The following is a 23,038-nucleotide window of genomic DNA, read 5'->3' as shown; positions in this document are numbered from 1 at the left end:
GTGTCTCGTCCTTCCGTGATAGAGGGTCGCGACGCTTCCTTAGCGAGCGTCGTGCTGCGCCGACTATACGACCCGGCGAACGCGCCTGTATAGTGAAAGCTTTCCATCGCTTGATCGCTTTTTGGAATCACGGGCGCTTTATTTCTTACGATGAAGACGACTCTCGATGTCCTGATGTCGCGGCTGCGCATGAAGCAGCTGCAACTCTTGATCGCGCTGGACGATCACAAGTCGCTGCACAAGGCGTCGAGCGCTATGGCGATGACGCAGTCCGCCGCGAGCAAGGCGCTCGCCGAACTGGAGTCGATGCTCGAAGCGCCGCTTTTCGAGCGCGCGAAAACGGGACTCATCCCGAATCCGTTCGGCCGCTGCGTGGTGCGCTATGCGCGCGTGCTCGCCGCCGATTTATCCGCGCTCTGTCAGGAAGTCGCGCAGATTCGCGCGGGCACGGGCGGGCGGCTGACCGTCGGCACGATCATGGGCGCGGTGCCGGGCGTCGTCGCGCCGATGGTCAACGAGATGCACGCGAAACATCCGGATCTCGCCGTCGAGATCGTCGAGGACACGAGCGCGAACATGCTTGCGATGCTGGACGACGGCCGCGTCGATCTCGTGATCGGCCGCGCGAGCGTGTCCGAGCAGCCGTCGAAGTATCACTATCAACCGTTGACGGACGAGCCGCTGTGCATCGTGGCGGGACGCGCGCGCGGCGACGGGCAAGCGCGCGAAGCCGCGCTGGCGGACCTGGCGAACCGCCGCTGGGTGACGTATCCGAGCTATTTGCCGATGAGCGCGCTGCTCGAGCGCGAACTCGACCTCGCCGGCCTGCCGATGCCCGCCAATCCTATCTCGACGGCATCGCCGTTCGTCACGGTGACGCTGCTGCAGGAGAGTCCCGAACTCGTATCGATTCTGCCGGCGAGCGTCGCGCGCGTGTTCGAGCGCCACGGCATGCTGCGCGTGCTGCCGATACGCATGAAGCTCAAATCGCAGACGTATGGCATCGTGACGCGAAAGGGCGGCGCGCTTTCGCCAGCCGCGCGCCAGTTCGTGCAGATGCTGCGGGACAACGGACGGGCGCAGTAACGCTGCATCAACGCGTCGCGACGAAAAAGAGGCGCGGGAACGGCAGCAGCACGGTGCCGTCGGCGAGAACCTCATAGGCCGATTTGAGCGCTTCGCGGTACTGGTCCAGAAAGGCGGTCTGTTCATCCGCCGAGAGCTTCGCGAGCATGGGCCGCAACGCGCTGCCCTTAAACCATTCGATGACGGCGTCGATGCCGCCTGCGAGCGGATGATGATAGATGGTGCGCCACACATCGACGCGCTCGCAGTGCGGCGTGAGTCGCGCGTAGTACCAGTGCGCATCGTGGCGGAGCGTGCGCTCGGTGCCTGCGAGCCGCTCGCGCCACGGCCCGTTCGCCGCCACCTCGCGCATGAGCCTGTGAGACGGCTCGTCGAGGTTGTCCGGCATCTGCACGGCGAGCCGTCCGCCGGGCCCGAGCAGGCTGACGAGTCGCGGCAGCAGCGTCTCGTGATCGGGAACCCACTGCAACGACGCGTTCGCGAGTATCAGGTCGTAGGGGCCGGCTTCGTTCCAGGCCGAGATATCCGCCAGCTCGAAGCGCAACTGCGGCAGACGCTTGCGGGCGGCCTCGATCATGTCGGCCGAACTGTCGATGCCCACGATGCGTGCCTGCGGCGCATAGGCGAGCAGCGTCTCGGTCGAGTTGCCCGGCCCGCAGCCGAGATCCACCGCCGCGCGAATTGTCGCGCCCTGCGCCGCGTGAAGGAGATCGCGGACCGGCCGCGTGCGCTCCGCTTCGAAGACACTGTACTGCTTCGCTTCCCAGCCGCCCGATGAGGTCATTTTCTCTCCTTCCATGAGTGCGTCACGCGTGACCATGCAATCTTGCACGATCACGCAGCCGCGCGCGAGCATGAAGGCGAGCGCTGCAGGTAAAGCTTGACGTAAGTGGTTGAACAGACCGGTCGGATTTGCGCTAAACGCATTTCTGGCGGCCTATACTGCCGAGGTATGTGCCGCCCTGTCGCACTGTCGCACTTCCGGTCCAACGGCCGGTCCTTTAGCGCCGTCTCGGGCGCACGGAAATCGGAGAACCGCACATGCGCGACATTCCCGCCGACGGCATGAATGGACTCGTGGCCGCGCTGCGCACGCAGCAGGCCGCGCTGACCGAGAGATGGATGAAGCTCGTCTTCGGCGATCAGGAAGTCGAGCATTCGGACCAGCTCACGTATCGCCAGCTTGCGGACCATCTGCCGAGCATCCTCGAAGAAATCTGCAACGTCCTCGAAACGCGCAACCTGAGCGGGCAGGAAGGCGCGCTCGAGCACGACGCCCGCCAGCACGGTCAATGGCGCTGGCAGCAAGGCTATCGCATCGACGAACTGGTGCGCGAACTCGATCTCTTCAGACAGGTTCTGTTGTCCGCAATCGGCGATTACGCGGCGTCGCACGAAGACTTCAGCCGCGCGGACGAAGAATACGCGCGCCTCATGACAGACGAAGTGGTGAGCCTCGTCACGCTGGCATCGGTTCGCGAAGCGGTGACCGAGCGCGACCGCAAGATCGACGAATACACCGGCATGCTGGAGCGCGCGAATCAGGAACTGACGCTGCGCCAGCAGCTCATCGGCGATCTTTACGAGTCGCGCATGCAGGTCACGCGGCGCGTCGCGCATGATCTGCGCAATTTCCTCAATGTGTTCTCGACCGCGCTGCAATTGGCCGCGCGTTCGCCCGGCAGACGCGATACGGCGCTCGGGCTCGCGAACAGGCAGGTGGTGGACATGGCGACGCTCGTCGACGAGATGGTCGAATATTCGAAGCTGCTGAGCGACGATTCCATGCTGACCGTCGACAGCTTCGATCTGGCAAGCCTGTTCGACGAACTGATGCAGTCGAGCCGCGTCGCCACCGAGGCGAAAGGGCTCAAGCTGACCGGGCATGTCGATCCCACGCTGAGCACCGTGGTGTCGAACCGGCTGAAGGTCAAACAGGTCGCGCTGAATCTGCTGTCCAACGCGGTCAAGTACACGTCGTCGGGCGAGATCGTGTTGTCGATCACCGCCGCGCCCGAGGACCGCTGGCGGCTGCGCGTGGCCGATACGGGCGTCGGCATCAGCGAAGCGGATCAGGAGCGCGTGTTCGAGGAGTTCCAGCGCGCCGCCGGGGACGATATTCCCGGCACGGGGCTCGGCCTTGCCATCGTCAAGGAACTGACGCGCACGCTCGATGGCGAATTGCGCTTCCATTCGTCGAAGGGACACGGAAGCGTGTTCGAAGTGACGTTTCCGCTTGTTCTTACGCCCAGGAGCACGAACGCGGAGTGAGCGCACGAAAGTAAAAAAGGCGAACGGATCGCTCCGTTCGCCTTTCGTTCACTACTACCGCTGACCGCTAACTTACGCGGCGACTGCTTCCTCGGCCGGCGCTTCGTCTTCCACCGATGCGCGGATCAGGTGATCGAACGCCCCGAGCGATGCCTTCGCGCCTTCGCCGACCGCGATCACGATCTGCTTGAACGGCACCGTCGTCACGTCGCCGGCGGCGAACACGCCCGGAACCGAGGTCGCGCCCTTCGCATCGACGACGATCTCGCCGTGCTTCGACAGTTCCACCGTGCCCTTGAGCCACTCGGTGTTCGGCACGAGACCGATCTGCACGAACACGCCTTCCAGTTCCACGCGGTGGCTCGCGCCCGTCGCGCGGTCCGTGTAGTTCAGGCCGTTGACCTTCTTGCCGTCGCCGGTGATTTCCGTGGTCTGCGCGCTCGTGACGATGGTCACGTTCGGCAGGCTGCGCAGCTTCTTCTGCAGCACCGCGTCAGCGCGGAGTTCCGCGCCGAATTCGATCAACGTCACCGCCGCCACCACGCCCGCCAGGTCGATCGCCGCCTCGACGCCCGAATTGCCGCCGCCGATGACGGCAACGCGCTTGCCCTTGAAGAGCGGGCCGTCGCAGTGCGGGCAGTACGCCACGCCGCGTCCGCGATACTCGCGCTCGCCCGGCACGTTGATTTCACGCCAGCGCGCGCCGGTCGCCAGCACGATCGTCTTCGCCTTCAGCACCGCGCCGCTCGCCAGTTGCACTTCGTGGATGCGGCCCGGCACCAGCTTCTCGGCGCGCTGCACGTCCATCACGTCGACATCGTAGCTCTTCACGTGCTGTTCGAGCGCCGTGGCGAACTTCGGTCCTTCCGTTTCCTGCACCGAGACGAAGTTCTCGATCGCCATGGTGTCGAGCACCTGACCGCCGAAGCGCTCGGCGACGACGCCCGTCGCGATGCCCTTGCGCGCCGCGTAGATCGCCGCAGCCGCGCCAGCCGGCCCGCCGCCGACGATCAGCACGTCGAACACCGGCTTCTTCTCCAGTTCCTTCGCGGCACGGGCGGCCGAGCCGCTATCCAGCTTCGCGAGGATTTCCTTCACGCCGCTGCGGCCCTGGCCGAAGCTCTCGCCGTTCAGGAACATCGTCGGCACAGCCATGACCTGACGCTCTTCGACTTCGTTCTGGAAGAGCGCGCCGTCGATCGCGACATGCTTGATGCGCGGGTTGATGATCGCCATCACGTTCAGCGCCTGCACGACTTCCGGGCAGTTCTGGCACGACAGCGAGAAGTACGTCTCGAAGCGATAGTCGCCGTCGAGATTGCGAATCTGTTCGATGGTCGCGTCATCAAGCTTAATCGGGTGGCCGCCGGTTTGCAGCAGCGCCAGCACGAGAGACGTGAATTCGTGACCCATCGGAATGCCCGCGAACTGGATGCCCGCGCCCTTGCCCGGCTCGCCGATGGTGAACGACGGACGACGCGCGGAGGCGTCCCCTTTCTCGACGACGCTGATCTGCGTCGACAGCGAAGCGATTTCGTCGAGCAGGCCCTTCAGCTCACGCGACTTGTCGCTGTCGTCGAGGAAGGCGACGAGCTCGATCGGCCGGGTGACCTTTTCCAGATAGGCTTTCAACTGATTTTTGAGGTTGGCGTCCAGCATGGCGTTGTCCGTTCCGTGGCGTTGTTCTTGGGATGTTGCGGACACGCTCCGACACGGCGCGAAGCGCCGCATCGAAAGCGTGTTTGGAGCTTTAACCTTGCCGCCGATTCAGCGACAAGGTCCGTGATGCGCTCGTCGAATGACGAGGCTTAGATCTTGCCGATGAGGTCCAGCGACGGCGTCAGCGTTTCAGCGCCCGGCGTCCACTTGGCGGGGCAGACTTCGCCCGGGTGCGCTGCGACGTATTGCGCCGCCTGCACCTTGCGCAGCAGTTCACCCGCGTCACGGCCGATGCCGTTGTCGTGGATTTCGCACAGCTTGATCTCGCCTTCCGGGTTGATCACGAACGTGCCGCGCAGCGCCAGGCCTTCTTCCTCGATCAGCACGTCGAAGTTGCGCGAGATCGCGAGCGTCGGGTCGCCGATCATCGGATACTGGATCTTGGCGATCGTTTCCGACGTGTCGTGCCAGGCCTTGTGCGTGAAGTGCGTATCGGTCGAAACGCCGTAGATCTCGACGCCCAGCTTCTTGAATTCTTCGTAACGATCAGCCAGATCGCCGAGTTCCGTCGGGCAGACGAACGTGAAGTCGGCCGGATAGAACACGAACACGGACCACTTGCCCTTCAGGTTTTCGTCGGTGATGGTCACGAAATCGCCGTTGTGATAAGCGGTGGCCTTGAACGGCTTGACTTGGCTGTTGATGATCGGCATTTAGCAGATTCCTCTAGCTGTGTTGTTGAAGGAGTGAATGGATTATGAACTAAAACTATCAATCCTTGGAAGTGGATTGATTTTATCATTCTAATTGATCTGGGCTATTGTGTCGATCCACCCGTTGCCACCGTGCGGAATCCGGCGGCATCCGGCTTGCGAAGACGTCTGCCTCAATCGTCCATCAAGAGGTGTTCATGAAGATCGGAATCATTGGAGCGGGAAACATCGGACAGGTTCTGGCCGAGCATTTCACGAAGTGCGGCCATGACGTGAACATTGCCAACTCGCGCGGGCCGGACTCGCTGCGCGACGTCGAGCGGACCACGGGCGCGACCGCCGTCGAGGTGCGCGACGCAGTGAAGGGCGCGGAACTCATCGTCGTGACGATTCCGGAGTCGAAAGTGCCGGATCTGCCGAAGAATCTGTTCGCGGGCGTGCCGGAGAACGTCGTCGTGGTCGATACCGGCAACTACTATCCGCAGCAGCGCGACGGGCGCATCGAGGAGATCGAGAAGGGCATGCCGGAAAGCCGCTGGGTCGAGCAGCAGATCGGTCGGCCGGTGGTAAAGGCGTTCAACAACATTTACGCGGCGCATCTGCGCAAGAACGGCAAGCCGGCGGGCACGCCGGGGCGCATTGCGCTGCCGGTATCGGGCGACGACCATCGCGCGAAGACCATCGTGATGAAGCTGATCGACGAGATCGGCTTCGATGCGGTCGACAACGGCGAAATCGACGACTCGTGGCGTCAGCAGCCCGCGACGCCCGTCTACACGGCGGACCTCGACGCAGCCGGCGTGCGCGAGGCGCTGAAGAAGGCCGATCCGGTGCGCAAACCCGAATGGCGCGCGACGGACCGCAGTCCCGGCACGTTCGAGAATCCGGCGTGAGTTGCCGATAGGGGAAAGGAGTAAAGCCGGCGCGCGCCGTGCGACAATCTGCAAACTTTCCCGATGGGCCTTACCATGACATGCCGGGCCTGCGCGGCGCATCTGCCGCCGTTCCCGGCATCGTGGACTCGCTGATTGACTATGAAAACCGCTTCTCCCTCGCTGGACGTACAGAACTCTCATCACCGCTTCGGCGAATGCGCCGAATGCGCGGACGTCGAACTGGCCGCGACCGCCACCATTCCGACGCGCTACGGCACCTTCGGTTCGTACGTTTATCGCGTGAAGGAGACGGATGTCGAGCACATCGCGTTCGTGATGGGCGATGTGAGCAACGGCGAATCGGTGCTCACGCGCCTGCATTCCGAATGCGTGACCGGCGACGTGTTCGGCTCGTATCGCTGCGACTGCGGCGAGCAGCTCGACCTCGCGCTGCGCTATATCGCCGCTGAAAGCCGCGGCATCTTGCTGTATCTGCGCGGTCACGAAGGGCGCGGCATCGGCCTCGCGAACAAGATTCGCGCGTATGCGTTGCAGGAGCAGGGGCTGGATACGGTCGATGCCAACCTGCACTTAGGCCTTCCCGACGACGCCCGCGAGTACGACTCCGCCGCCGCCATCCTGCGCGCGATGAACGTGAAGTCGGTGCGGCTGATGAGCAATAACCCGTCGAAGTTCGACACGCTCTTACGCCACGACATCCCCGTGAGCGAGCGCGTGGCGCTCGCCATTCCGATGCGCGAAGAGAACGAGCGCTACATCAAGACGAAGCAGGCGCGCTTCGGACATTACTTCGACGAGAACGAATAGAGCGCTCGCGCTCGCCTTCGCGCCTCAACGCGCGTCGTGAAAGATCACGCCCAGCATGTGCCGCTTGCCTGACCGCAGGCGGCTCACGCCGTGCCGCATGTTCACGCGATACACGCCGCGCGTACCGTTCACCGGCCGTTGATGCACGGCGAAGAACACCGCGTCGCCTTGCGCGAGCGGCACCACTTCCACGCGCGACTGCATGCGCGGCCGCTGTTCCGTCATCACGAACTCGCCGCCGGTGAAGTCGCGTCCCGGCGCGGAGAGCAGAATCGCCATCTGAATCGGGAAGACATGCTCGCCGTATAGGTCCTGATGCAGGCAGTTGTAGTCGCCCGGCACGTAGCGAAGGAGCAGCGGCGTCGGGCGCGTCTGGCCCGCGCGATGGCATCGCTCGATGAACGCCGCGTGTTCGTCCGGATAGCGCGTCTCGATGCGCATGACCTCGTTCCAGCGATTCGCGATCGGCGCGAGATGTCGGTAGGCTGCGTCGCGCACGGCATCCAGCACGTCGGGCAACGGATACGCGAAGTACTTGTATTCCCCGCGCCCGAAGCTGTGCCGCTCCATGACGACGCGGCTGCGAAAGCGCGCGTCGTCGTCGTACAGCGCGGCGAGCGCCGCGCATTCGTCGCGCGAAAAAAGGCCCGGCGCAACGGCCGAGCCCTGGCAGTCGAGTTGCGTGCCGAGATCGTTCCAGTCGAGCGCGTCGATGCGCCCGGGAATGTCCGCGCTCGCATCGGTCGCGAGCGCGCTGTCCATCGCCTTCATGCAGTTACTCCGGATGTGCGTGTGCCAGGGCCCACTGTGCGCCTCACGCGCCGCCCGCGCACTCCGGGTCTTGCTGCGCCATTCAGCGCGGCGTCGCCACTTCGGTGATGCGGTTTTGCAGCTCCGTCTTGCGCGCCTCGATCTTCTGGCCCAGCGCCGCGACGTCCAGCTTCGTCTTGCGGATTTCCTTGAAGAGCTCCGACTCCTCTTCCTCGACGTGATGCATCACGTTTTCCTTCAGGACGCGGAACGTCGCGTCGAAGCCTTCGTCGCCGGCCTTCAGTTGCGTGAACTTCTCGATCAGCGTCTTGACAAGAAAGTGCTCGACGTAGGCTTCCTCGACGTCGATCTTCTCGTCGTCGCTGCCGAAGGCTTCGCGCGCGGCCGGATAGAGCAGTTCTTCTTCGACGATCGCGTGAATCGTCAACAGCTCGCAGGCGCGCTGAACGAGCGTCGACTTGCGTTCGAGGTCGTCTTTCGGCGCGCGGTCGAAGGCTTCGAACAACTGTTCGACAGCGCGATGGTCTTCTTCGAGCATCTTGAGCGCGTCGAGCGGTTCTTGTGCGGTGGACATCGGGCTTCTCCTTATGTGTGGCCGGGCTTCGGACAGCCGCAGCTCATGGGGTGCCGTCAATCAGCAAGAGCGATGCCCGCTGAGTCCCGCTCGCGCAGCAGCTTGACGTCCCACCACGCCGGCAGGAGGCGCCGCACGTCGGCGCGGGCGAAGCGGTCGTCGATCAGATACAGCACGCCGCGGTCTTGCGGGCCGCGAATTACGCGGCCGGCTGCCTGCACGACCTTCTGCAAGCCGGGAAAAAGATAGGTGTAGGCGTAGCCGTCGCCGAATGCCGCGTGCATGCGCGCCTTTAGTTGCTCGTTCACCACGTTCAGTTGCGGCAGCCCCAGCGTCGCGACAAATGCGCCGATGAGCCGCGTTCCTGGCAGATCGATCGCCTCGCCGAACGCGCCGCCGAGCACCGCGAAGCCGATGCCGCGCCCGTCCGGTTCGAAGCGGGCGAGGAACGCGTGCTGGTCGGCCTCGCTCATTCCGCGAGACTGTTGCCAGCACGCGATCGACGGATGACGCCGTTCGAGCGCCGACGCCACCTGCGCCAGATAGTCGAAGCTGCTGAAGAAGCTCAGATAGTTGCCCGGCGCGCGGACGTACTGCGCGGCGATCAGGTCCGCGATGCGGTCGACGGAGCGTTCGCGATCGCGAAAGCGCGTCGATACGTCGGCGACGGCGCGCACGTCGAGCTGATCGGCGGTGAACGGCGATTCGACGTCGATGCGCACGGTCGTCGCGGGCAGGCCGAGCGTGTCGGCGTAGTAATGCGCGGGCGTGAGCGTCGCCGAAAAGAGCGCGACGCTATGGGCGCGGGCGAAGCGCGGCGCGAGATGCGGGCCGGGAATCACGTTGCGCAGGCACAACACCGCGCGGCCTTTGCCGGACAGCGTGATGTCGAAGATGGAATGCGCGCCGAAGCGCTCGGCGATGCGCGTGAAGTGCAGCGCGTCGAAATAAAAGCGCAGCACTTCGGGCGTGAAAGTGTCCGGCTGCTCGGCCATCGTCTCCGTGAGCGCCGAGATCGCGTGTCCGAGCGCGCTCAAAAGCGCCGCGGGCGGCTCGTCGTGCGCCGCGTAGTCGATGCCCGCCGCCAGTTGATCGCGGCTCGCGTCGCTGAAACTGCGGCCGACGCGCGCCAGCATCCGCTTGAAGAAGGGCGGCGCGCTGCGGCGCATGGCGTTGAAAGCGGCCTGATCGAGCGACGCCGAATACATGCCGCGCGCCCGTTCGACGAGGTTATGCGCCTCGTCGACGAGCACGGCCACGCGCCAGCGATTTGCCTCCGCGAGCGCAAAAAGCATGGCACTCGTATCGAAGTAATAGTTGTAGTCGCCGACGATCACGTCCGCCCAGCGCGTCAATTCCTGACTCAGGTAGTACGGACAGACGGCGTGCTCGCGCGCCGCATCCGCCACCGACGCGCGATCCAGATGCGCCCGTTGCAGCGCGGCGGCGCGGGCAGCCGGCAGGCGATCGTAGAAGCCGCGCGCCAGCGGACACGACTCGCCGTGACACGAGCGGTCCGGATGCTCGCACGCCTTGTCGCGCGCGACGAGTTCGACCACGCGCAGTGACTTGGGCGCGGACGCGGCGAGCGTCGAGAGGGCGTCGAGCGCCAGCTGACGGCCCGCGCTTTTCGCGGTCAGAAAGTAGATCTTGTCGAGCTGCTGCGCGGGCCATGCCTTGAGCAGCGGAAAGAGCGTGCCGATCGTCTTGCCGATGCCCGTCGGCGCTTCCGCGACGACGCATCGGCCGGACACCGCCGCGCGATACACCGCTTCGGCGAGCGCCCGCTGTCCGGGCCGAAAAGCGCCGTGCGGAAACGCAAGTTGGGAAAGCGCCGCATCCCGCGCCGCGCGATGCTGCACTTCCTGCTCCGCCCACGCGATGAACCGCTGGCATTGGGCGCTGAAATGTTCTTTGAGCGCTTCGGCGGTCACAGTCTCCGTGAGCGCGGTCTCCGTCTTATCGACGATATCGAAATACACGAGCGCGATGTCGATGCTTTCGAGCCCGAGCTTGCGACACATGAGATGGCCGTAGACGCGCGCCTGCGCCCAATGCAAATGCCGATGATTCTGCGGCATCGAATCGAGCTTGCCGCGATACGTCTTGATTTCTTCGAGCCGGTTCAGCGCGGGATCGTAGCCATCCGCGCGGCCGCGCACGCGCAACGGGCCGAAATCTTCGGACAGCGCAATTTCTTTCAGATAACCCGCCGGGCGGCGGCTCGTGACGGTGACATGGCCCGCCATGCCTTCTTGCGCCGTGGGCGTCGGTGTGAAGCGCAGGTCGAGATCGCCTTGCTTCGCGGTGAACTCGCAGAGCGCGCGCACGGCGACGGTGTAGGCGGGCTCGGAAACTGTACGCATGTACAGTAGTCTAGCATGCGGAATAACCGGCTCCGGCGGCGCGTTCAGTGGATGCGGCGTCGATCGTGGCTGCCGTCCAACGAAAGGGAGGCATCTATGAAACTCGCAAGAATCGTCGTGGTGGCTTTGGCGCTCATCACGGCCGCGCTTGCCGGTTGTCAGACGGACGGCGGCGGCGCGTCGTACAACCGCTCGTCCAGTGGGAGCAGCAGCGGCGGCGGCGGCGCGTATTAGAATCGGACGTCTCTCGACTCGCGACGGATGGATCGAACGATGGCACCCGACAACGCGCCTTCGGTATCAGGCTGGCATGCGCATGTCTATTTCGACGCCGCGAGCCGCGACGCGGCGTGGCAGTTTCGGCAGGTAATCGCGGAGCGGTTCGCCGGCGACCTCGAAAGCGGCGCGCTGACGCTCGGCCGCTTTCACGAGCGTCCCGTCGGACCTCATCCGCTATGGTCTTTTCAGCTCGGATTCGGCAGCGAGCGACTGACGGCAATGCTCGAATGGCTCGCGCTGAATCACGGCGAACTGGATGTGTTCATGCATCCGAACACGGGCGACGATCTGCGCGACCATCGCGATTCGGCGGTGTGGATCGGCCGTTCGCACGAACTCGTGCTCACGGCCTTTTCCCGCTAGCGCGCGAAGTGGAGCGCGTCCGCCTCGCGCGCGATGCTTAGTTGATGGTTACTCGATGCTTACTTCTTCGTGCCGGCCGGCTTGTTCGAGACGACGCGCACGGCGGGCGGCGTCGGCAAACTGGCGGTAGCGGTGGCGCTCGCCTCGGTCTGCGCGGCTTCCACGACCTGGCGCGTCGAAGTGCGCGCCGCTTCGTAGGCCGAGTTCGCCGACTGCGTGGCCGAGTCGATGACGGATTTCCACGCCGACACGACCGCCTCGCTGCCGAGCGGCGCGCTCGTGACGAGGCTTTCGACGATCGCCTGCGCATTGCGCTGCGACTTCTCCAACTGGTCCTGCGTCGCTTGCATATAGGCGCCGCGCACGCCGGTAGCGATTTCGTTGACGTTCTGCCAATAGGCTTGCGCGCGCTGCGCGTTCGCTTGCATGCGGGCGTTCTGAACGGCGAAGAACTCCTGAATATCGCGGACGGAGAAGCTCTTGCCGATGAATTCCTGCTGCTCCGAGAGAGCGGTCCGCAATGTGCGAACGTTCAGATCGATTAATTTTTCGAAGCCCTGAACCGCCTGAGTGGCGAATCCGAAGGTGGCATCCAAGCCGGCCCGCTGGGTCGCGAGAAAGGTTTCTGGCGCAAGACTGCTCATGCTGGACTCCATTAGAAGTTGCTTCAATTACGTGATTGTGCAGCGCAGCGAACGACTCATTCTAGAGAAAAGATAATGCCTGTCAATTCCCATCTTCAGGTATCGCGATAATCGCCTAATTGCGCGGGTGAACTCGGCTTACATTAATCGGTATTAAACGCTGATGTAATTCGCAGGCAATTTAATTGCACGATCGTCCGTATTAATGACGAGAACCGTTTAGGGTCGGAGAAGGGTAAACACCGAGGCGCTCAAGCGCCGATGCGTTATTTCCCCACTTGACGCTTCCCCTGGCCACTTGAAAGAATTCGGCCCTGCGTTTCGGAACACGCACGCAGCGAGGAATCACTGTCACTGAGCCGTCACCGTGACTTCGTATGATTCCGACCTGCGCGAATATCAGCCGGCGCTGAACGGCGAAAATATAAAACGAGAGAGTTGAAGCAACATGGGCCGACATACCCAAACCATCGGACACCTTGAACGTAGTCACGAAGACAACACCCTGCGGCGCGCAATGGCCGCGCGACTCGACCGCGCGATGCAACGCGCCAACGTTAGCTCCGCCAAAGCGGCCAAATGGGTCGATGCGAGCGAACACGACGTGCAGTTCTGGCGGCGCGGCATTACGGTGCCGCCGCTTCACGCATTCAACCGCATCGCTCATGCGCTCGATGTCGACGTGCATTGGCTCTGCACCGGCCAGACGCACGTCTCCTGAAACGTTGCTTCTAGGAACCGGCGGGCGTCGGTCCGCCGCTTATTTGCGGTTGTGCATGAGCACCGTGCCGATTCCGCTCGCGGCAATCACGCACATGCCGGCCGTCATCCACACGTCGGGCACTTGTCCGAACAGCAGCCAGCTAAAGCACGACGCGAACGCGAGCTGAGCGTACGAGAAGGGCATGAGCACCGCGAGCGGCGCGCGCCGCAAGGCCTGAAGCATCAGCAATTGGCCGCCGGTTGCCATCGTCGCCATGAACGCGACGAGCAGCCAACTGCCGGCGCCGACGTGCGCAAGTTCAGGCAGCAGCCGCGCCTGATCGGCCCAGACCAGCGCGCACAGCACGACCGTCGCGACGAGCGCGGTCAGGAAATTCGTCGTGATGGCGTCGTCTACGCGCGACAGGTGGCTCGATACCACCTGGAAGCACGCGAAGCTCGTCGCCGAACCGATCGGCAAGATCACCGACCAGGTGAAATCGCTGCCGCCCGGCCGCACGATCAACAACATGCCGATGAAACCGAGCACGACCATCGCCCATTTGCCGCGCGAGACTTGGTCCTTCAGGACGAGCGCGGCGAGCAGCGTCGAGATCAGCGGCGCAAGCATCGCAAGGGACGTGGTGACGGGAAGCGGCAAGTAGCGCAGGGCGGCAAACGTGCATGCCGAGTTCGTCAGCAGCAGCAGCGCGCGGACGATTTGCAGTTTGAGACTGCCGGTGTGGAAGGTGCGAAAGAGGCCGAACGCGCCGCGTCGCGCCTGCCAGACGCCAAGCACGATCATCTGAAACAGATAGCGCACCCACAGCAGCGCGACGACCGGGACCGCAGCGCCGATCAGCTTGACCGTGGAATCGCTCGCCGCGAAGGCCGCCGTGGTCAGAATCATGATCGCGATGCCGGCACCGGCGTTGTCCGTCGCTACCGCGTACCGTGCTTTGCCCTCTAAGGTCGCCATCGAGTGTTCGCCGGTTGGTCATCCGTGAATCAGGACGGCGCTTTTAAGCCGTTGCTTCCATTCTGCGTACATCGACAGAAGCTGGCAAGGCGACAGTCAGCTTCCGCGAGCCGCTGTTGTGCCGAGGTCACGGCACTAAAAAATGTACTGGACGGTTCACTCTGAATGATTTTGAGATCGCCTGCGCCTGCAAAAAAGCGGAACGCCGCACGCGATTATTTTGCGCGAAAGGCTTTGCCATCCACGGATTGCCGCCTACACTTAAAGTAATTTCTCAACGCTGCGGCGGGGAGGCCACGATGAGAGCCAGACCGAGAGAAATGGTCCGTCTGCTCGCCACGCTTCGGCGTTCCGCGCAATGTCGAGCGCTGCGCGCGGCGGCGGCACAGGAGGCGGTGCGTCTCGCACAGCAGGAAGCGGAAGAGGAAGAGGCCGATGAGGCCGAGCCCGATTCGGCGTCATCCGGCGAAGCCGGCGCGCCTGGCGTCGAAACCACGCACCGGCGCATGCATTAGAGCCACGGACGCCGCGCTTTAAGCGCGCGCGTGGTTCCTGTATGGGGAAAAGCGCCAGTGACCGGCCGGGTCCTTCACGGCAACTGCGCCGTGCTCGTGCAGCATGTCGCCGATCGCGCCGGGTTTGATGTCGTCGGTCATACGGATGATGAGCAGCGTGCGTTCGCGGCAACTGTCGTCGGATGCGGCGGGGGCGGGCGGCCGCGGCGCGAGCGGCTCGCGCGCAGCGAAGCGGTTGTGCGCGCCGATCACGCCCTGATGTTCGCCATGCGCGACGTACTCGGCCTCGTCTTCTTCATGCGATGGCATCGCGAGCGCTTTGAGTTGCGCGTCGCCGTGGCCCGCGCGATACAGATGGGCGTCGTCTCGCGACAGTCCCGCCGTTTGCAGCGCGCGCAGCGCCTCGTGTCCGTCGCGATACGAGTCGAACACGCCTACGATTACCTGATTCGTCTGGTTTGCCGTCTGATGCATCGTCGCCCTCCGTCGGCCCGCGCACGCGCAGGCCGCCTGTTCGCGCTGTTATCGCGGGCGGGCGTCGCTGACCGGGATCGAACGACGGCGCCTGGCGATACGTGCGCGTGTGTTGATCGTAAGACGAATGGAGCAACGGCCGTTCCCGCACGGGCGGACCTTTGAGCGGCGCCGCACTGGCAATTTTGCCGGGTTGCGACCCCAACGTGGATCGCCTAAAGTGTCTAACTTCTTTCAGACACCGCGTGCCGCCAGCGGCGCGCCCCTCGCGAGGCCCGAATGACGGCGAAAGCGTGCGCGTGGATCTTCGTGCTGTCGGCAGCGGGCGCGGGTCCGGCGTGGGCGGCGCAGTGCTACGCCGACGGCGATATCGTGACGCTCGAAGGCACGGTGGCGCGTCAGGCCACGCATCAGACCGACGCGGGGGCAAAGCCTGCGTGGGTGCTCTCGCTGGCGAGTCCGGTGTGCGTCGTTAACGCGGGCAGCGGGCAGGGCGGACGGCAGCAGTCGAATGTGTCGGCGGTGCAGATCATCGACGCCGAACCCGGCGAGAACGCGCGCGTTCAGCTTACGGGCAAGCTGGTCACGGGCAACGTGAGCGCGTACTACGCGGTGCCGACGGCCATCTGGGTGCTCAAACAGCGCGTGCTGTCGGGGCAGTAGTAGTGAGCGCCGTCAAGCGGCTTTTGCGCGCGCCCGGCAGTACTGAGCGACGACCCATTGCAGCGGGCGTTCGTCGAGCTTGCGCTCTTCGGCGAAGCGCATGATGGCGTCGAGTTGCTGGCCGCTGCAACGAAAGGCCTCGCGGCGCGGTACGGAATGTTTGTTGATGTGCTTGGTCATGGCAATCCCTTTTTGCTTGGTTCTCAACGGACCTTGGGACCTTCCCCGGAGGGCAGGCTGGCCGAACGGTGACCCGTCCGTGCGCCTGCTGCTTTCGTCATTAGGCCGGATCGCGGCGATCCTGACCGGCTGCTAGCGCACATAGTCACCAGAACGCTTGACTTCTCGCAAAGCGTGGGCCTGAGGGTGTCCACGAGCCTTCGCGCGAGCGGAATTTCTCAATGCGCTCAGCCGTTTAGCACTTCATGAGGGCGATGAGAGTTGCCGTCGGAGCATGCAACGGCCGAGGGCCGAGAGCCGGCGCGGGAGACCGGAAGAAGGGAATAAGGGCTCTTTGAGGCGGCGGGCATCGCGAGGTGGCCGTCGCTGAGCCCTAAGCATCGCGCGGTGCCGGGTGCATCGTCGATATGGCAGTCGACGACGCAGACCGCGAGACCGCTTGCCACTCGGCGTAAAGGCACTCGCTGCCGCGCGAGCGCCCGGCACGACTCACGAGCTTGTGGGACGCAGATGACAACGAGCAGCACCGCTCGGCGCAGTCGAAAACGGCGTGCCGCGAATTCTTTCGTACAAGGTCGGCTAGAGGTATGCCGAAGGCACGGAGCCGCTTGCTCCTTGGCATGCAGTCTTTCGGAAGACTCGTCGCGATACCGCCTTCCGATTCGTTCACCCTGCATCGCGAGCGAACCTCGTATCAGCAGTCCTCGGCACACGCGAGGAGCGTCAACTTGGGCTAACGTCGCCTGCCGCTTCGGACGGCAAGCCGGCGCGATGCGCCTACCGAAGCATCGACCAATCGTCCGATGACCCGCGTCACCGAAAACATAGTGGGGAGAGCGCCAATATTGGCGTCGTTTTCGCGCCTCTATAATCGGCGCCATTCCGACTTGCGCGCCCCGAAGCACCGATGAGCACGACCGCACCCCTTGCCGGCAGCGCCTCGCCTCGCGCGTTCGAGGGCATCGCGTCGCCCCGTGCCTCCGCCTTGCAGGACATGCTTGCGCACTTCGCGCTGCTCGCGCCGGTGTTCGACGCCATGCCCGACATCGTGTTCTTCGTGAAGGACCGCGAAGCGCGTTACGCCATGGTCAACAGCACGCTCGCGCGGCGCTGCGGCCACAAGGACGACAAGACCGCGCTCATCGGCAAGACCGCCGAAGACGTGTTTCCGCGCCGCTTCGGGCGGATCTACACGGCGCAGGATCAGGCGATCATCGCGCAGGGCGTGCAACTGATCGATCAGCTGGAACTGCATCTCTACCCCGGACGCGAGCCCGGCTGGTGCATGACCTGCAAGCAGCCGCTGCACGATGCAGAGGGACGTATCGTCGGGCTGGCCGGCATTTCGCGCGACTTGCAGGCGGCCGAAAGCACGCACCCGGCGTATAGCCGGCTCGCGGCCGTCGTGCAGCACATTCAGGAAAATTACGTGCAGCCGCTCAATATGCGCGACCTCGCGAAGATGGCAGACATGTCCATCGCGCAACTCGAACGGTACTTCCACAAGGTCTTCCATCTGACGCCGCGGCAAGTGCTGCTCAAGACGCGGCTCGATGCCGCCACCGCGCTCTTGGTGACGCACGACAAAGTGACCGATGTCGCCGCGCTCTGCGGCTACACGGACCACAGCGCCTTCACGCGCCAGTTCAAGGCGACCGTCGGCATCACGCCGACGGAATACCGGGCCTTGGTGCAGACAAGCGCGCCGCGCGTCGAACAGTATGCAAACGTCTGACGGTAGAACGGGCGCGGCGCATGCCGGAATTACCGGCGAATGTGCCGTAACGGTGCAGGCAAATACGTCCGAAATACGCGCGATGCGCCGCCTGACGGGGCTAAAACGTACGTCGGTCCGTTTTTTGCTCGATAAGAATTGCTGGGACACGGCGGCCGGGCAGCATTTCACGCCGACGGGTGCCCGGACACCGCGAGACGTTCAGCACCGGCGCACGCGCGGCGAAAAATACGGTGCGTCCGGAATTCCCGCCGCGATTTTCTGTCAATCGCCACGCAAGCGCGCGACGGTCGGCAGAAGGTAGTGAAGCGGCGAGCCGTGGAGACCGTGCGCGAGAATTCCGTTTTAGGCAGTTGAAAAGAACATGATGAACGAAGTGGCAAGACTGGGGCATGCGCGGATCGTACTCATCGAAGACGATCCCGAAAGCAGGGAATCACTGCAGATGTTGCTGGAAGAAGAAGGCGCGCAAGTCGTCGCCGTGGCCGACGCCGAAGACGGCGCGGAAACCGCGACCCGTGTGCTGCCCGATGCGGTGATCTGCGATCTCGACCTTCCTGGAATGGACGGTTTCTACCTTATCCAACGTTTGCGCGACCACGAAATACGCGGGAATCTGCCGCCTTCGGTCGCCATCGCGCTCACCGGGCACGACGGCGACGAGTACCGATTACGTAGCATCGGGGAGGGCTTTCAGCACTTCATGACCAAGCCCGCGCACCCGGACGAACTCGTCACGCTGATTCAGGACGCGCTCAACGCGCGTGTCGTGACCTGAGACAGGAAGCGCCGCGCGCGATGCTGCGCGGCGCTCGCCTTGCAGGACACTACGAACGGTCGCGGTTGCGCGCCCGCGTGGCGCCCGTGATGACGGCGATTCCCAGCAGAATCACGGCCACGATGGCGATGGTGTGTTGCGCCACGTGCATGGCGACGAGCGCCCACGACACGCCGCCGATCAGAATGAGCCAGCCCACGAGATAGATGATCAAGGTCATCGGGTTCTCCTTTTACTTGTCGGAATAGTCAGGATAGGCACAATGCGCTGCCGCGCGCCATCCTTTGCCTGCAAGAGTCGTACCGTCCGGCACAACGCGAAGATATGCTCACCGTCCATCACCTGAACAACTCCCGCTCGCAACGCGTGCTGTGGATGCTCGAAGAACTCGGCGTCCCCTACGAGATGAAGCGCTACGAGCGCGATCCAAAGACGATGCTCGCGCCGCCCGAACTCCGCGCCGTGCATCCGCTCGGCAAGTCGCCGGTCGTCACGGATGGCGCGCTCGTCATCGCGGAGTCGGGCGCGATCATCGAATATCTGCTGGACCGCTACGGCGAAGGGCGATTCGCGCCGCCGCACGGGGCGGCGCCTGAGCGCGTGCGCTACAACTACTGGATGCATTACGCGGAAGGCTCGGCCATGCCGCCGCTTCTGCTCAAGGTCGTGGCGTCGCGAATCGGCAAGGCGAAGATGCCGTTCTTCGCGAGGCCCATTGCCCGGCGCATCGGCGAGACGTTGCAGCGCGGTTTTATCGATCCGCAACTGAAGCTGCATTTCGGCTATATCGAGAGCGAACTCGCGAAGTCGCCGTGGTTCGCGGGCGATACCTTCAGCGCCGCCGACGTTCAGATGAGCTTCCCGCTCGAAGCAGGCAGCCAGCGGACGGGCGCCAAGGATTGGCCGCATATCCGCGCGTTTCTCGAACGCATTCACGCGCGGCCGGCTTATCGGCGCGCATTGGAGCGCGGCGGCCGCTACGACTACGCAGGCTAGCCGGCCGCGCAGGAAAGCGCCGCGCGGTGCGTACAATGAGGCGCACCAAGCGCCGCTTCCCTAGCCGCGCGTTTCGTCGCAAGTCCCTCACGCTCAAAGGCAACGCATGGCCCGAATCGTTCCCGACGACTGGAAGAACCTCGAAGCGACCGGCGCCGCGGCGCGCGAACTGGAGACGCTCGCGCAACTCGAAAAGCTGCCCGACGACTACACGGTCTATCACGGCGTCCACTGGACGCGCATCAACGAAGGCTTCTCGGTTTTCGGCGAGGCGGATTTCGTCGTGGTTGCGCCGTCGGGCCGCGTACTGATGATCGAGATGAAGGCCGGCTTCCTGCGCGAAACGGGCGCAGGGCTCGTCAAGGTCTATCTGCAGAAGGAGCGCAATGTCGCCATCCAGCTTGCGCGCACGCTCGAAAACCTGCACCGGCGCTTCACGGCGGCGTTCGGCGCGGGGACGTATCGCATCGAGGAACTGCTGTATTGCCCCGACTACACGGTGAAAGACGCGGCGATCGCGGGCGTGCCGCCGGGCCGTATCGTCGATGCAAGCCGTAAGGCGCAGCTTGCGCGCGTCGTGCTGGAGATTCTGCCGCCCGACGAGCCGCGCTTCGAAGCCGCCGCGCGCATCCACCACTTTCTCGCCGATGAACTCTCGCTCACGCCGGACACGAACGCGCTCGTCGGCGCGGCGAACACGCTCGTCACGCGGCTGTCGGGCGGACTCGCGACGTGGGCGAGGCGCCTCGAATTCAAGCCGTTCCGTCTGCGCGTGATCGCGACGGCGGGCGCGGGCAAGACGCAGCTCGCCGTGCGCGTGATGCGCGACGCGCTGGCCGCCGGCAAGAGCGTGCTGTACGTCTGCTTCAATCGGCCGCTCGCGGACCATATTCGCGCCATCGCGCCGAAAGACGCGAAGATCGCGAATTATCATCAACTGAGCGCAGCGGTTGCGCGCGATGCCGGCAGCCCGCCGGATTTCAGCCAGCCCAACGTCTTCGCGACGCTCGAAGAACGCTTCGCGGCCGTGCCCGTGCCGGAGCACTGGAAGACGGATGTGCTGATCGTCGACGAAGGCCAGGATTTTCAGGCCGCGTGGGTCGAGGCGCTCGAACGGCTGCTCAAGCCCGATGCGGCGTGGTGGTGGCTCGAAGATCCGATGCAGAACCTCTATCTGCGCGAGCCGGTGCCGCTGCCCGGCTGGACCATCCTGCGCGAAACCACCAACTATCGCAGTCCGCGTGACTTGCTCGGCTTTATCCGCAAGATCGTCGGGCCGGATGTGCGGCTCGATGCGGGCAGTCCTTTCGACGGCTCGGACGTCACCGTTTCCACCTACGAGGACGGCCATCCGGACGAAGTCATCGAAGCTACGAAGCGCGCCATCACGCATGCGCTGTCGCTCGGCTTCCGCAAGCAGGACATCGCGGTGCTGTCGTTTCGCGGGCGCGAGGGTTCGGCGCTCACGGCCGTAGATCATCTTGGGCCGCACCGGCTGCGCGCGTTCACCGGAACGTACGATCTCTTCGGCAATCCTGAGTATCGCGAGGGCGACGTGCTGCTGGAGTCGATCTATCGCTTCAAGGGGCAATCCGCGCCGTGCGTGATCCTCACCGAAGTCGACTTCGACACGCTCGACGATCAGGCGGCGCGCAAAGTGTTCGTCGGCGCGACCCGGGCGACGATGAAGCTCATCGTGGTCGCCTCCGAACGCGCGACGCACGCGATGGAAGCGTTGCGCTAGGCCGCGCCGCAGTCGTCTCATGCCATTCATGCAGAACCGGCGTCCGTGGCTGCGCCGCCTCTGGTATGCGGCGCTGATCACGCTCGCGGTCGCGCCGCCGCTCGGCGCGGTCGGCTATATGCTGTATTCCGGCCTGCTCGCCCGGCAGCCGCACGGCATGGTCGTGCCGTACGAGGGCTTGTACTGGGACGCCGCGCAGTTCCAGATTGCCTATGAGCGCTTCGAAAGCCAGGTGCTGCTGTTTCGTAGCGGCATCGACGAGGATGCCGACGCGGTCCGCGATTCGTATGCGCGCTTGAGGGCGCGGCTCGATATCGTCTCCGATGCCACGCGCACGCCCGAAGGTCACGACGCGATGCACAACCGTCAGCAGGAAATCTTGCGCCAGCTGCATACGGCGCTCGATTCCATCGAAGGCGACGTGAGTCGGCTGACGGTCAGGCAAAGCCGCGCGCTGCGGGTGATCGGCGTGCTGCGGCAAAACGCGCCCGCCGTCGCGGAACTGGCGACCGGCAGGCGGCTGATGGACGCCGCCGAGCGCGAGAACATCGTGCGCGACTTCGAGGCCAAGCGCCGCTATCTGCTTTATGGCGGCATTTTGCTCGGCTTGCTATCGGCAGCGGCGACATCGCTGCTTCTGCTCAACGGGTATCGGCGCGCGCGCCTGATCGAGCAGCAACGCGCCGCGCTCTCAGCCGAGCATCAGGCGACGCGGGCAGCGCGCGAAACCGCTGTCGCGAAAGACACGTTCCTCGGCATGATCAGCCACGAACTGCGCACGCCGCTGCACGCGATCGTCTCCTCGATCGAACTGCTCGGGCTGAATCTGCGCGGCGAGGCGGATCGCAAGATCATTCAGCGGCTCGAAACCGGCGCGCGTCATCTGGAAGCGCAGATGCGTGACCTGACCGATTACGCGCGCCTCGGCGCCGGCAAGCTCGAACTGCGCCTCGCCGCGTTCGATCCCGCCGAACTGCTCGACTCCATCGTCGATGCGAACCTGCCCGCCGCGTCCGCGAAGGGCCTCGAATTGCGCGGCGAATACAGCGGCGAGCGTGGGCTGCTCGAATCGGACCCGCATCGCGTGCGCCAGATCGTCACGAATCTCGTCACGAACGCGATCAAGTACACGGACGCCGGTTCCATCGACGTGCGCTTCGTGCGCGACAAGGCGCGGCTCGATATCTCGGTGACCGACACGGGGCCCGGCATCGCGCGGGAACAACTGCCGCTCATCTTCCAGGAATTCACTCAACTCGATTCGTCGAGCACGCGGCGTTTCGACGGCGCGGGGATGGGTCTCGCAGTCGTGCGAGGCTTGGTCGATCTGCTCGGCGGCAGCATCGACGTGTCGAGCGAGGTCGGGCAGGGCGCGGCGTTTCGCGTGAGCCTGCCGGCGGTGTCCGTCGACGAGATGCCCGAGCGCCGCGACGACGACGCCGAAGCCTCCGGCTTGCGCAAGTCGCGCGTGCTGGTGATAGACGATCACGAGTCGATCCGCGACTCGCTGATCGAGATGCTGACGCTTCTGGGTTACTGGGCCGTGGGCATGCCGGACGTCGACAGCGCGCTCGCGTGGCTGCGCGCCAACGACGCCGACGTAATCCTGCTCGACCTGCACATGCCCGGCAAGGACGGCTATTCGTTCGCCAACGAATACCGCTCGCGGATCGCGCCGGGCGCGAGCGTGCCGATCATCGCGGTGAGCGCGTACGTGCCCGAACTCGTCGACCCGACCGCGACGGTGCTCTTCTTCGACTATCTGCTAAAGCCGGTGCGCTTCGAGGTGCTGAAGGCGGCCGTGCATCGCGCGGCGACGGCGCGGCGGCGCGCTGCCTGAGGC

General features: G+C 64.4%; 25 protein-coding genes. 13 read left to right on the top strand and 12 right to left on the bottom strand.

What is annotated here, in order from left to right; translation table 11 throughout:
* Positions 1-150: 150 nt before the first annotated feature.
* Positions 151-1,086: a LysR family transcriptional regulator gene (locus JYK05_RS17745; RefSeq protein WP_206468548.1), complete on the top strand. Its 936-nt coding sequence runs from the start codon at positions 151-153 to the stop codon at positions 1,084-1,086.
* 7 nt (positions 1,087-1,093) lie between these two features.
* Here JYK05_RS17745 and tam read toward each other — a convergent pair whose 3' ends face one another.
* Positions 1,094-1,870 carry a trans-aconitate 2-methyltransferase gene (tam, locus tag JYK05_RS17740; protein ID WP_206468546.1) on the bottom strand — a complete coding sequence of 259 codons (777 nt, stop codon included), beginning with the start codon at positions 1,868-1,870 and terminating at the stop codon, positions 1,094-1,096.
* Positions 1,871-2,127: 257 nt separating this feature from the next.
* Between tam and JYK05_RS17735 the strand changes: the two genes are divergently transcribed.
* On the top strand, positions 2,128-3,357 hold the full coding sequence (locus tag JYK05_RS17735) for a sensor histidine kinase (protein ID WP_206468544.1): 1,230 nt from the start codon (positions 2,128-2,130) through the stop codon (positions 3,355-3,357).
* 72 nt (positions 3,358-3,429) lie between these two features.
* On the opposite strand, the gene ahpF is transcribed toward JYK05_RS17735, so the two are convergent.
* Together ahpF and ahpC are read right to left on the bottom strand one after the other, a co-directional pair.
* A complete protein-coding gene (ahpF, locus tag JYK05_RS17730) occupies positions 3,430-5,016 on the bottom strand; it encodes an alkyl hydroperoxide reductase subunit F (protein WP_206468527.1) in 1,587 nt (528 codons plus the stop codon).
* Positions 5,017-5,165: 149 nt separating this feature from the next.
* Entirely contained in the window at positions 5,166-5,729 is a 564-nt protein-coding gene (gene ahpC / locus JYK05_RS17725) for an alkyl hydroperoxide reductase subunit C (protein WP_175941980.1), read from the bottom strand.
* A 197-nt stretch (positions 5,730-5,926) separates the two neighbouring features.
* Here ahpC and JYK05_RS17720 point away from each other — a divergent pair, with 197 nt between their 5' ends.
* A complete protein-coding gene (locus JYK05_RS17720; protein ID WP_175941978.1) occupies positions 5,927-6,622 on the top strand; it encodes an NADPH-dependent F420 reductase in 696 nt (231 codons plus the stop codon).
* A gap of 141 nt (positions 6,623-6,763) precedes the next feature.
* Positions 6,764-7,432, top strand: coding sequence for a GTP cyclohydrolase II (gene ribA / locus JYK05_RS17715; RefSeq protein WP_241269937.1), 669 nt, complete (start codon positions 6,764-6,766; stop codon positions 7,430-7,432).
* A gap of 24 nt (positions 7,433-7,456) precedes the next feature.
* On the opposite strand, the gene JYK05_RS17710 is transcribed toward ribA, so the two are convergent.
* The 3 genes from JYK05_RS17710 to JYK05_RS17700 all read right to left on the bottom strand — a co-directional run bounded on the left by JYK05_RS17710 (position 7,457) and on the right by JYK05_RS17700 (position 11,143).
* Positions 7,457-8,194, bottom strand: coding sequence for a 2OG-Fe(II) oxygenase (locus JYK05_RS17710; protein ID WP_371826455.1), 738 nt, complete (start codon positions 8,192-8,194; stop codon positions 7,457-7,459).
* 91 nt (positions 8,195-8,285) lie between these two features.
* The gene (locus tag JYK05_RS17705; RefSeq protein WP_241269936.1) at positions 8,286-8,777 is read right to left on the bottom strand and encodes a hemerythrin domain-containing protein; all 492 of its coding nucleotides are present in this window, start codon (positions 8,775-8,777) and stop codon (positions 8,286-8,288) included.
* Positions 8,778-8,833: 56 nt separating this feature from the next.
* Complete coding sequence (locus tag JYK05_RS17700; protein WP_206468523.1) at positions 8,834-11,143, bottom strand: ATP-dependent DNA helicase; 2,310 nt, start codon at positions 11,141-11,143, stop codon at positions 8,834-8,836.
* A 96-nt stretch (positions 11,144-11,239) separates the two neighbouring features.
* Between JYK05_RS17700 and JYK05_RS17695 the strand changes: the two genes are divergently transcribed.
* Both JYK05_RS17695 and JYK05_RS17690 read left to right on the top strand, forming a co-directional pair.
* Complete coding sequence (locus JYK05_RS17695; protein ID WP_206468522.1) at positions 11,240-11,377, top strand: hypothetical protein; 138 nt, start codon at positions 11,240-11,242, stop codon at positions 11,375-11,377.
* A gap of 39 nt (positions 11,378-11,416) precedes the next feature.
* Positions 11,417-11,785: a DOPA 4,5-dioxygenase family protein gene (locus JYK05_RS17690; protein ID WP_206468521.1), complete on the top strand. Its 369-nt coding sequence runs from the start codon at positions 11,417-11,419 to the stop codon at positions 11,783-11,785.
* Between the two features lie 59 nt (positions 11,786-11,844).
* Here the strand turns inward: JYK05_RS17690 and JYK05_RS17685 are convergent, their stop codons facing one another.
* From JYK05_RS17685 to JYK05_RS17675, 3 genes are all read right to left on the bottom strand, one after another.
* Positions 11,845-12,429, bottom strand: a complete 585-nt coding sequence (locus JYK05_RS17685) for a phasin family protein (RefSeq protein ID WP_241269935.1) — start codon at positions 12,427-12,429, stop codon at positions 11,845-11,847.
* Between the two features lie 202 nt (positions 12,430-12,631).
* Positions 12,632-13,117 (bottom strand): hypothetical protein, encoded by a 486-nt coding sequence (locus tag JYK05_RS17680; RefSeq protein WP_206468519.1) that lies wholly within the window; start codon positions 13,115-13,117, stop codon positions 12,632-12,634.
* A gap of 72 nt (positions 13,118-13,189) precedes the next feature.
* Positions 13,190-14,110: a DMT family transporter gene (locus tag JYK05_RS17675; protein WP_206468518.1), complete on the bottom strand. Its 921-nt coding sequence runs from the start codon at positions 14,108-14,110 to the stop codon at positions 13,190-13,192.
* Positions 14,111-14,409: 299 nt separating this feature from the next.
* Between JYK05_RS17675 and JYK05_RS17670 the strand changes: the two genes are divergently transcribed.
* Complete coding sequence (locus JYK05_RS17670) at positions 14,410-14,625, top strand: hypothetical protein (RefSeq protein ID WP_206468516.1); 216 nt, start codon at positions 14,410-14,412, stop codon at positions 14,623-14,625.
* A gap of 18 nt (positions 14,626-14,643) precedes the next feature.
* Here JYK05_RS17670 and JYK05_RS17665 read toward each other — a convergent pair whose 3' ends face one another.
* A complete protein-coding gene (locus JYK05_RS17665) occupies positions 14,644-15,099 on the bottom strand; it encodes a hypothetical protein (RefSeq protein ID WP_206468515.1) in 456 nt (151 codons plus the stop codon).
* 279 nt (positions 15,100-15,378) lie between these two features.
* Between JYK05_RS17665 and JYK05_RS17660 the strand changes: the two genes are divergently transcribed.
* Positions 15,379-15,762, top strand: coding sequence for a hypothetical protein (locus JYK05_RS17660; protein ID WP_206468513.1), 384 nt, complete (start codon positions 15,379-15,381; stop codon positions 15,760-15,762).
* Between the two features lie 12 nt (positions 15,763-15,774).
* On the opposite strand, the gene JYK05_RS17655 is transcribed toward JYK05_RS17660, so the two are convergent.
* Positions 15,775-15,942: a hypothetical protein gene (locus JYK05_RS17655; RefSeq protein ID WP_175941958.1), complete on the bottom strand. Its 168-nt coding sequence runs from the start codon at positions 15,940-15,942 to the stop codon at positions 15,775-15,777.
* A 907-nt stretch (positions 15,943-16,849) separates the two neighbouring features.
* Between JYK05_RS17655 and JYK05_RS17650 the strand changes: the two genes are divergently transcribed.
* Positions 16,850-17,677 (top strand): helix-turn-helix domain-containing protein, encoded by an 828-nt coding sequence (locus tag JYK05_RS17650; RefSeq protein WP_371826432.1) that lies wholly within the window; start codon positions 16,850-16,852, stop codon positions 17,675-17,677.
* 364 nt (positions 17,678-18,041) lie between these two features.
* Complete coding sequence (locus JYK05_RS17645; RefSeq protein ID WP_175941956.1) at positions 18,042-18,455, top strand: response regulator; 414 nt, start codon at positions 18,042-18,044, stop codon at positions 18,453-18,455.
* 49 nt (positions 18,456-18,504) lie between these two features.
* Here the strand turns inward: JYK05_RS17645 and JYK05_RS17640 are convergent, their stop codons facing one another.
* Positions 18,505-18,675: a hypothetical protein gene (locus JYK05_RS17640; protein ID WP_175941955.1), complete on the bottom strand. Its 171-nt coding sequence runs from the start codon at positions 18,673-18,675 to the stop codon at positions 18,505-18,507.
* Between the two features lie 104 nt (positions 18,676-18,779).
* On the opposite strand from JYK05_RS17640, the gene JYK05_RS17635 reads away from it, so the two are divergent.
* The 3 genes from JYK05_RS17635 (at position 18,780) to JYK05_RS17625 (ending at position 23,035) form a co-directional block, all read left to right on the top strand.
* Complete coding sequence (locus JYK05_RS17635) at positions 18,780-19,451, top strand: glutathione S-transferase family protein (RefSeq protein WP_206468511.1); 672 nt, start codon at positions 18,780-18,782, stop codon at positions 19,449-19,451.
* Positions 19,452-19,557: 106 nt separating this feature from the next.
* Entirely contained in the window at positions 19,558-21,195 is a 1,638-nt protein-coding gene (locus tag JYK05_RS17630; RefSeq protein WP_206468509.1) for an ATP-binding domain-containing protein, read from the top strand.
* Positions 21,196-21,214: 19 nt separating this feature from the next.
* Positions 21,215-23,035, top strand: a complete 1,821-nt coding sequence (locus JYK05_RS17625; RefSeq protein WP_241269934.1) for an ATP-binding protein — start codon at positions 21,215-21,217, stop codon at positions 23,033-23,035.
* The last annotated feature ends 3 nt before the right edge of the window (positions 23,036-23,038 follow it).

Source organism: Caballeronia sp. M1242 (genome assembly GCF_017220215.1).
In the GTDB taxonomy this organism is placed as follows: Bacteria; Pseudomonadota; Gammaproteobacteria; order Burkholderiales; family Burkholderiaceae; genus Caballeronia.
This window is presented reverse-complemented; position numbering and strand designations above follow the sequence as displayed.

Bases quoted from the DNA above. Each gene is read 5' to 3' on its own strand.
- JYK05_RS17745 (WP_206468548.1), top strand. From the start codon at position 151: ATGAAGACGACTCTCGATGTCCTGATGTCGCGGCTGCGCATGAAGCAG.
- tam (WP_206468546.1), bottom strand. From the start codon at position 1,870: ATGACCTCATCGGGCGGCTGGGAAGCGAAGCAGTACAGTGTCTTCGAA.
- JYK05_RS17735 (WP_206468544.1), top strand. From the start codon at position 2,128: ATGCGCGACATTCCCGCCGACGGCATGAATGGACTCGTGGCCGCGCTG.
- ahpF (WP_206468527.1), bottom strand. From the start codon at position 5,016: ATGCTGGACGCCAACCTCAAAAATCAGTTGAAAGCCTATCTGGAAAAG.
- ahpC (WP_175941980.1), bottom strand. From the start codon at position 5,729: ATGCCGATCATCAACAGCCAAGTCAAGCCGTTCAAGGCCACCGCTTAT.
- JYK05_RS17720 (WP_175941978.1), top strand. From the start codon at position 5,927: ATGAAGATCGGAATCATTGGAGCGGGAAACATCGGACAGGTTCTGGCC.
- ribA (WP_241269937.1), top strand. From the start codon at position 6,764: ATGAAAACCGCTTCTCCCTCGCTGGACGTACAGAACTCTCATCACCGC.
- JYK05_RS17710 (WP_371826455.1), bottom strand. From the start codon at position 8,194: ATGGACAGCGCGCTCGCGACCGATGCGAGCGCGGACATTCCCGGGCGC.
- JYK05_RS17705 (WP_241269936.1), bottom strand. From the start codon at position 8,777: ATGTCCACCGCACAAGAACCGCTCGACGCGCTCAAGATGCTCGAAGAA.
- JYK05_RS17700 (WP_206468523.1), bottom strand. From the start codon at position 11,143: ATGCGTACAGTTTCCGAGCCCGCCTACACCGTCGCCGTGCGCGCGCTC.
- JYK05_RS17695 (WP_206468522.1), top strand. From the start codon at position 11,240: ATGAAACTCGCAAGAATCGTCGTGGTGGCTTTGGCGCTCATCACGGCC.
- JYK05_RS17690 (WP_206468521.1), top strand. From the start codon at position 11,417: ATGGCACCCGACAACGCGCCTTCGGTATCAGGCTGGCATGCGCATGTC.
- JYK05_RS17685 (WP_241269935.1), bottom strand. From the start codon at position 12,429: ATGAGCAGTCTTGCGCCAGAAACCTTTCTCGCGACCCAGCGGGCCGGC.
- JYK05_RS17680 (WP_206468519.1), bottom strand. From the start codon at position 13,117: ATGCACGTCGACATCGAGCGCATGAGCGATGCGGTTGAATGCGTGAAG.
- JYK05_RS17675 (WP_206468518.1), bottom strand. From the start codon at position 14,110: ATGGCGACCTTAGAGGGCAAAGCACGGTACGCGGTAGCGACGGACAAC.
- JYK05_RS17670 (WP_206468516.1), top strand. From the start codon at position 14,410: ATGAGAGCCAGACCGAGAGAAATGGTCCGTCTGCTCGCCACGCTTCGG.
- JYK05_RS17665 (WP_206468515.1), bottom strand. From the start codon at position 15,099: ATGCATCAGACGGCAAACCAGACGAATCAGGTAATCGTAGGCGTGTTC.
- JYK05_RS17660 (WP_206468513.1), top strand. From the start codon at position 15,379: ATGACGGCGAAAGCGTGCGCGTGGATCTTCGTGCTGTCGGCAGCGGGC.
- JYK05_RS17655 (WP_175941958.1), bottom strand. From the start codon at position 15,942: ATGACCAAGCACATCAACAAACATTCCGTACCGCGCCGCGAGGCCTTT.
- JYK05_RS17650 (WP_371826432.1), top strand. From the start codon at position 16,850: ATGAGCACGACCGCACCCCTTGCCGGCAGCGCCTCGCCTCGCGCGTTC.
- JYK05_RS17645 (WP_175941956.1), top strand. From the start codon at position 18,042: ATGATGAACGAAGTGGCAAGACTGGGGCATGCGCGGATCGTACTCATC.
- JYK05_RS17640 (WP_175941955.1), bottom strand. From the start codon at position 18,675: ATGACCTTGATCATCTATCTCGTGGGCTGGCTCATTCTGATCGGCGGC.
- JYK05_RS17635 (WP_206468511.1), top strand. From the start codon at position 18,780: ATGCTCACCGTCCATCACCTGAACAACTCCCGCTCGCAACGCGTGCTG.
- JYK05_RS17630 (WP_206468509.1), top strand. From the start codon at position 19,558: ATGGCCCGAATCGTTCCCGACGACTGGAAGAACCTCGAAGCGACCGGC.
- JYK05_RS17625 (WP_241269934.1), top strand. From the start codon at position 21,215: ATGCCATTCATGCAGAACCGGCGTCCGTGGCTGCGCCGCCTCTGGTAT.